At 72.1% G+C, this 6,000-nt stretch carries 5 protein-coding genes; 3 read left to right on the top strand and 2 right to left on the bottom strand.

Annotated features, from left to right (window positions below; all coding sequences use genetic code 11):
• Both ACX6XY_RS21075 and ACX6XY_RS21070 read right to left on the bottom strand, forming a co-directional pair.
• On the bottom strand, positions 1–1,250 hold a 1,250-nt coding region (locus ACX6XY_RS21075), incomplete at its 3' end, for a helicase-related protein (RefSeq protein ID WP_460332833.1).
• Between the two features lie 96 nt (positions 1,251–1,346).
• Complete coding sequence (locus ACX6XY_RS21070; RefSeq protein ID WP_460332845.1) at positions 1,347–2,237, bottom strand: class I SAM-dependent methyltransferase; 891 nt, start codon at positions 2,235–2,237, stop codon at positions 1,347–1,349.
• A 335-nt stretch (positions 2,238–2,572) separates the two neighbouring features.
• Between ACX6XY_RS21070 and rpsA the strand changes: the two genes are divergently transcribed.
• The 3 genes from rpsA (at position 2,573) to coaE (ending at position 5,903) form a co-directional block, all read left to right on the top strand.
• Positions 2,573–4,096: a 30S ribosomal protein S1 gene (rpsA, locus tag ACX6XY_RS21065; protein WP_460332830.1), complete on the top strand. Its 1,524-nt coding sequence runs from the start codon at positions 2,573–2,575 to the stop codon at positions 4,094–4,096.
• Between the two features lie 161 nt (positions 4,097–4,257).
• Positions 4,258–5,196 carry a PAC2 family protein gene (locus ACX6XY_RS21060; protein WP_460332827.1) on the top strand — a complete coding sequence of 313 codons (939 nt, stop codon included), beginning with the start codon at positions 4,258–4,260 and terminating at the stop codon, positions 5,194–5,196.
• A 92-nt stretch (positions 5,197–5,288) separates the two neighbouring features.
• Positions 5,289–5,903 (top strand): dephospho-CoA kinase, encoded by a 615-nt coding sequence (coaE, locus tag ACX6XY_RS21055; RefSeq protein ID WP_460332824.1) that lies wholly within the window; start codon positions 5,289–5,291, stop codon positions 5,901–5,903.
• Positions 5,904–6,000: the final 97 nt, after the last annotated feature.

Below are 6,000 nucleotides of genomic sequence, written 5' to 3'. Positions count from 1 at the left end.
GTGGACCTGTCGCGTCTGGGGGGCTGGGAGTTGTGTATAAGCGCCGCGGCCAGCGCGCCGGCCGGCGGCGGGTCGAGGAGCGCGAGCCCGGACGCGTCCGGGTCGCCCCAGCAGGCGGCCTGCAGCGCGAACGCCGCGAGGTCGGCCACCTTGATCTCCGGGGCCGGGAAACGCGGCAGCCGCCCGTGCTCGGCCTCGGCCCAGCAGCGATACACCGCGCCCGGCGCCTCGCGCCCGGCGCGTCCCGCGCGCTGCCGCCCGGCCGCCTGGGAGGCCCGTACGGTCGTCAGAGCGCTCAGCCCGCGCGCGTGATCCGTACGGGGTTCACGCGCGAGCCCCGAGTCGACGACCACGCGCACGCCGGGCACCGTCAGGCTGGACTCGGCCACCGCCGTCGCCAGCACCACGCGCCGCCCCCGCCCGGCGGACAGCACCGCGTCCTGCACCGCCGCCGGGGCCCGCCCGTGCACCCGCAGCACCTCGACGCCGTCCAGGTCTCCGAGCTGCCCGGCCACGCGCGCGATCTCGCCGACACCGGGCAGGAAGCACAGCACGTCGCCGGACCGCTCGGCGAGCGCCCGCCGCACCACCGCCGCCACATGCGTGAGCAGCGCCGGATCGACCCGCATCCCGTGCGGCGGCCGCACCGGGCGCGCGGGCGGCGTCCACACCGTCTCCACCGGATGGGTCACGGCCGCCGCCTCCACCACCGGGGCGTCGCCGAGCAGCCGGGCCCAGCCCTGCGCGTCGGTCGTCGCCGACGCCGCGACCAGGTGCAGGTCCGGGCGGAGCGTGGCGCGTACGTCCAGGAGGAACGCGGCCGCCGTGTCCGCGTCCAGGTGCCGCTCATGACACTCGTCGAGCACGACGGCGTCGACGTCGGCCAGCTCCTGGTCGCGCTGGAGCCGCTGGAGCAGCACCCCGGTCGTGACGACCTCCACGCGCGCGTGAGGGCCCACGACCCGCTCCCCGCGCACCGTGAACCCCACGCTCTCGCCGACCCGCTCGCCCAGCAGCCAGGCCATCCGCCGCGCCGCCGCGCGGGCCGCGATCCGCCGCGGCTCGGCGACCACCACGCGGCGCGCCGGACCGTCCCCGACCAGACCCGCGAGTACGAGCGGAACCAGCGTCGTCTTGCCGGTACCGGGCGGCGCGCACAGCACCGCGGCCCCATGACAGCGCAGCGCGTCCCGTAGCGCGGGCACGGCGGTACGTACGGGCAACTGGTCCAGGGCGTCGGCGCGGATCACGCCCCCAGTGTCCCGGACGGTGCACACCGTCCGGGGCGCGGGCCGCCTGGCTCGCAGGAGCCGAGGCCCTCAGCCCCGCTCAGTCCTAGAGCCCGCTCAGTCCCGCGCGCAGACGAAGATCGCCGTACCCGGAATCAGATGCCCGCGCAGCGGGGACCAGCCGCCCCACTCCTGGGTGTTCCAGTCCGGCCACTCCGGTTCCACGAGGTCCACCAGGCGCAGCCCGGCGCCGACCACGTCCCGCACCCGGTCGCCGACCGTCCGGTGGTGCTCGACGTACACCGCGAACCCCTGCTCGTCCTGCTCCACATACGGCGTGCGGTCGAAGTAGGACGCGGAGACCGACAGGCCGTCGGGGCCCGGCTCGTCAGGGAAGGCCCACCGGATCGGGTGCGTCACGGAGAAGACGAACCGGCCGCCGGGGCGCAGCACGCGCCGGACCTCGCGCAGCACCCGCCGCGGGTCGGCCACGAAGGGCAGCGCCCCGTACGCGGAGCAGGCCAGGTCGAAGGAGCCGTCGGCGAACGGCAGGGCGCCCGCGTCCGCCTGTACGAGCGGCACCGACGCGGTGTAGTCCGCGCCGATCCGCCGCGCGTGCTGCAGCTGCCGGTGCGAGAGATCCAGGGCCACCGGGCGCGCCCCCTGCCTGGCGAGCCAGCGCGAGCACTGGGCGGCGCCGGCGCCGATCTCCAGGACGTCCAGGCCCTTGAGCGACTCGGCGGGCCCGAGCAGCTCCGCCTCGACCTCGTCCAGGCCCTCGGGGCACCACACGAAGCGGTCGTCGCCGAGGAAGGTGCCGTGCTCGCGCTGGTAGTCGTCGGCGTTGCGGTCCCACCAGCCGCGGCTGGCGTGGCTGCTCTCGGTGACACCGGCGGCGCGCCGGGTGGCCTCGGGCTCGGGTGCCTCGGGCGCGAGCTGGGGCGCCTCGGGGGCTCCGGCCCGGCCTGACCGCTCGGGCCGCCCGTTCGGCTGCGACTCTTGGATGATCCGCTCCCTCGTCGTACTCTTCCGTCCACACCCCGCGAGGGCTCTGTGCCGGTTATGCGGCGTTCGCCCTGGGTGTGCGTCTTTCGCGCATTGACCCTGCCCGGCTGCCCCCGTATGCTACAAGTTGCGCTGGCGGCCTGCGCTCCTCAGACAGAGCAGGGTGCGCTCGCATCTGTTGTATGTCCCCTCGGTTTCGAGGTGTATGTCGTTCCCTCCGGGAGATTTCTCGAGAGGAGGCGCGCGCCTCCAATGCTGTCCGGCTTCTGCAGAGCGATCACGGGCTCCCGGCGTAGCAGTACCTACGACTCACTGTCCGTACCGGAGCCCTTTCCCACATGACGAGCAGCACCGAGACCACCGCCACCACCCCGCAGGTAGCGGTCAACGACATCGGTAACGAGGAAGCCTTCCTCGCCGCGATCGACGAGACGATCAAGTACTTCAACGACGGCGACATCGTCGACGGCGTCATCGTGAAGGTCGACCGGGACGAGGTCCTGCTCGACATCGGTTACAAGACCGAAGGTGTCATCCCGAGCCGCGAGCTCTCCATCAAGCACGACGTCGACCCCAACGAGGTCGTCGCCGTCGGCGATGAGATCGAGGCCCTGGTTCTCCAGAAGGAGGACAAGGAAGGCCGTCTGATCCTGTCCAAGAAGCGCGCTCAGTACGAGCGTGCCTGGGGCACGATCGAGAAGATCAAGGAAGAGGACGGCATCGTCACCGGTACCGTCATCGAGGTCGTCAAGGGTGGTCTCATCCTCGACATCGGCCTCCGTGGCTTCCTGCCGGCCTCCCTCGTCGAGATGCGCCGCGTCCGCGACCTCCAGCCGTACGTGGGCAAGGAGCTCGAGGCCAAGATCATCGAGCTGGACAAGAACCGCAACAACGTGGTCCTGTCCCGCCGTGCCTGGCTCGAGCAGACCCAGTCCGAGGTGCGCCAGACGTTCCTCACGACCCTGCAGAAGGGCCAGGTCCGCTCCGGCGTCGTCTCCTCGATCGTCAACTTCGGCGCCTTCGTGGACCTGGGCGGCGTCGACGGTCTCGTCCACGTCTCCGAGCTCTCCTGGAAGCACATCGACCACCCCTCCGAGGTCGTCGAGGTCGGCCAGGAAGTCACCGTCGAGGTCCTCGACGTGGACATGGACCGCGAGCGCGTCTCCCTGTCGCTCAAGGCGACCCAGGAAGACCCGTGGCAGCAGTTCGCCCGCACGCACCAGATCGGGCAGGTCGTTCCCGGTAAGGTCACCAAGCTCGTTCCGTTCGGTGCGTTCGTGCGCGTCGACGAGGGCATCGAGGGCCTGGTGCACATCTCCGAGCTGGCCGAGCGCCACGTGGAGATCCCGGAGCAGGTCGTCCAGGTCAACGACGAGATCTTCGTCAAGGTCATCGACATCGACCTGGAGCGCCGCCGCATCAGCCTCTCGCTGAAGCAGGCCAACGAGGCCTTCGGCGCCGACCCGTCCATCGTCGAGTTCGACCCGACGCTGTACGGCATGGCCGCCTCGTACGACGACCAGGGCAACTACATCTACCCCGAGGGCTTCGACCCCGAGACCAACGACTGGCTCGAGGGCTACGAGGCGCAGCGCGAGGCCTGGGAGACCCAGTACGCCGAGGCGCAGCAGCGCTTCGAGCAGCACCAGGCCCAGGTCATCAAGTCCCGCGAGGCGGACGCCCAGGCCGAGGCCGAGGGCGCCGGCGAGGCCGCTGCGGCCGCTCCGGCCGGCGGTGGCAACGGCGGCGGTGCCGCCAGCGGTGGCTCGTACTCCTCGGAGACCGCGGACAACTCCGGCGCCCTGGCGTCGGACGAGGCCCTGGCCGCGCTTCGCGAGAAGCTGGCCGGCGGCCAGAGCTGACGCTCTCCGCTCGGCGCTAGCCGACCACGGCACAGAGCCGCGGGCCCGCACCTTCAAAGGTGCGGGCCCGCGGTGCGTTCGGGTCAACTGTCGTCAGCGCGCGGGAATGCCGGTGCCGTACCGCGTGTTCTGGAGTACGAACACGAGGAGGAGCGGTCACAGTGCTTGATCCCCAGAGTCTGTACACATGGGAGCCGAAGGGCCTCGCGGTCGTCGACATGGCGCTCGCGCAGGACTCGGCCGGACTCGTCATGCTCTACCACTTCGACGGGTACATCGACGCGGGCGAGACCGGCGACCAGATCGTCGCCCGGCTCACCGACTCCCTGCCCGGCCAGGTGGTGGCCCGCTTCGACCACGACCGGTTGATCGACTACCGAGCCCGCCGGCCCCTGCTGACCTTCGAGCGTGACCGCTGGGCCCGGTACGAGGTGCCCGCGCTGGAGGTGCGGCTGCTCCAGGACACCACGGGCGCGCCCTTCCTGCTGCTGTCCGGGCCCGAGCCCGACGTGGAGTGGGAGCGATTCGCGGCCGCCGTCGGGCAGATCGTCGAGCGGCTCGGCGTACGGCTCGCGGTGAACTTCCACGGCATCCCGATGGGAGTGCCGCACACCCGTCCCGTCGGCCTGACGCCGCACGGCAACCGGGTCGACCTGGTGCCCGGCCACCGCAGCCCGTTCGACGAGGCGCAGGTACCCGGCAGCGCGGAAGCCCTGGTCGAGTACCGCCTGATGGAAGCGGGGCACGACGTGCTCGGCGTCGCCGCGCACGTCCCGCACTACATCGCGCGCTCCGGATACCCGGACGCGGCGCTCACCGCGCTTGAGGCGATCACCGCGGCGACCGGCCTGGTGCTGCCCGGCGTCGCCCACGCGCTGCGCACCGAGGCGCACCGCACCCAGACCGAGATCGAGCGTCAGATCCAGGAGGGCGACGAGGAACTGGTCGCCATGGTCCAGGGCCTTGAGCACCAGTACGACGCCGCCGCAGGGGCCGAGACGCGGGGGAACATGCTCGCCGAGCCGGTCGAGATCCCCTCGGCGGACGAGATCGGCCGGGACTTCGAGCGCTTCCTCGCGGAACGCGAGGGCGACGTCTAGAACCTGCCCGGCAAACCCTGCCCGGCCCTGCCTGCCCCGGCCCCGGTGGGCGGGGTGGACAGGGCCTCAAAGACAGGCCCTAAGCTTCCGGCATGCTGAAAGTGGGCCTGACCGGAGGCATCGGCGCCGGTAAGAGCGAGGTGTCCCGGCTTCTCGACTCGTACGGGGCGGTACTGATCGACGCGGACCAGATCGCCAGGGAGGTCGTCGCGCCCGGAACGCCCGGCCTCGCCGCGGTCACACGGGCCTTCGGCGAGGACATCCTGGCGCCGGACGGCACGCTGGACCGGCCGCGCCTGGGCGCGCTGGTGTTCGCCGACCCCGAGAAGCTGGCCGTGCTGAACGGCATCGTGCATCCGCTGGTCCGGGAGCGCTCCGCGCGGCTGGAGGCCGCCGCGCCCGACGACGCCGTCGTGGTGCACGATGTGCCGCTGCTGACCGAGAACGGCCTGGCCCCGCTGTATGACGTGGTGGTCGTCGTCGACGCGTCCCCGGACACCCAACTGGACCGGCTGGTACGGCTGCGGGGTATGACCGAGGACGACGCGCGCGCCCGGATGGCGGCGCAGGCGACACGGGAGAAGCGCCTGGAGATCGCCGGGATCGTGATCGACAACAACGGCCCGCTGGAAGACCTGGAACCACGGGTCCGTGCGGTCTGGCAGGACCTCGTCCGGCGCGCCGGAGCCGGTTCGGGCCCCGCGTAGGGTCCGGGACGGGCCCAGGGGCGGGCCCAGGGGCGGGCTCTACGCGAGTCCTGGACGCCGGGTGGAATAGCCGCCCGGCGTCCGTCGTTGAAGGGGT

The sequence above is a fragment of the Streptomyces sp. O3 genome, assembly GCF_054788135.1.
This window is presented reverse-complemented; position numbering and strand designations above follow the sequence as displayed.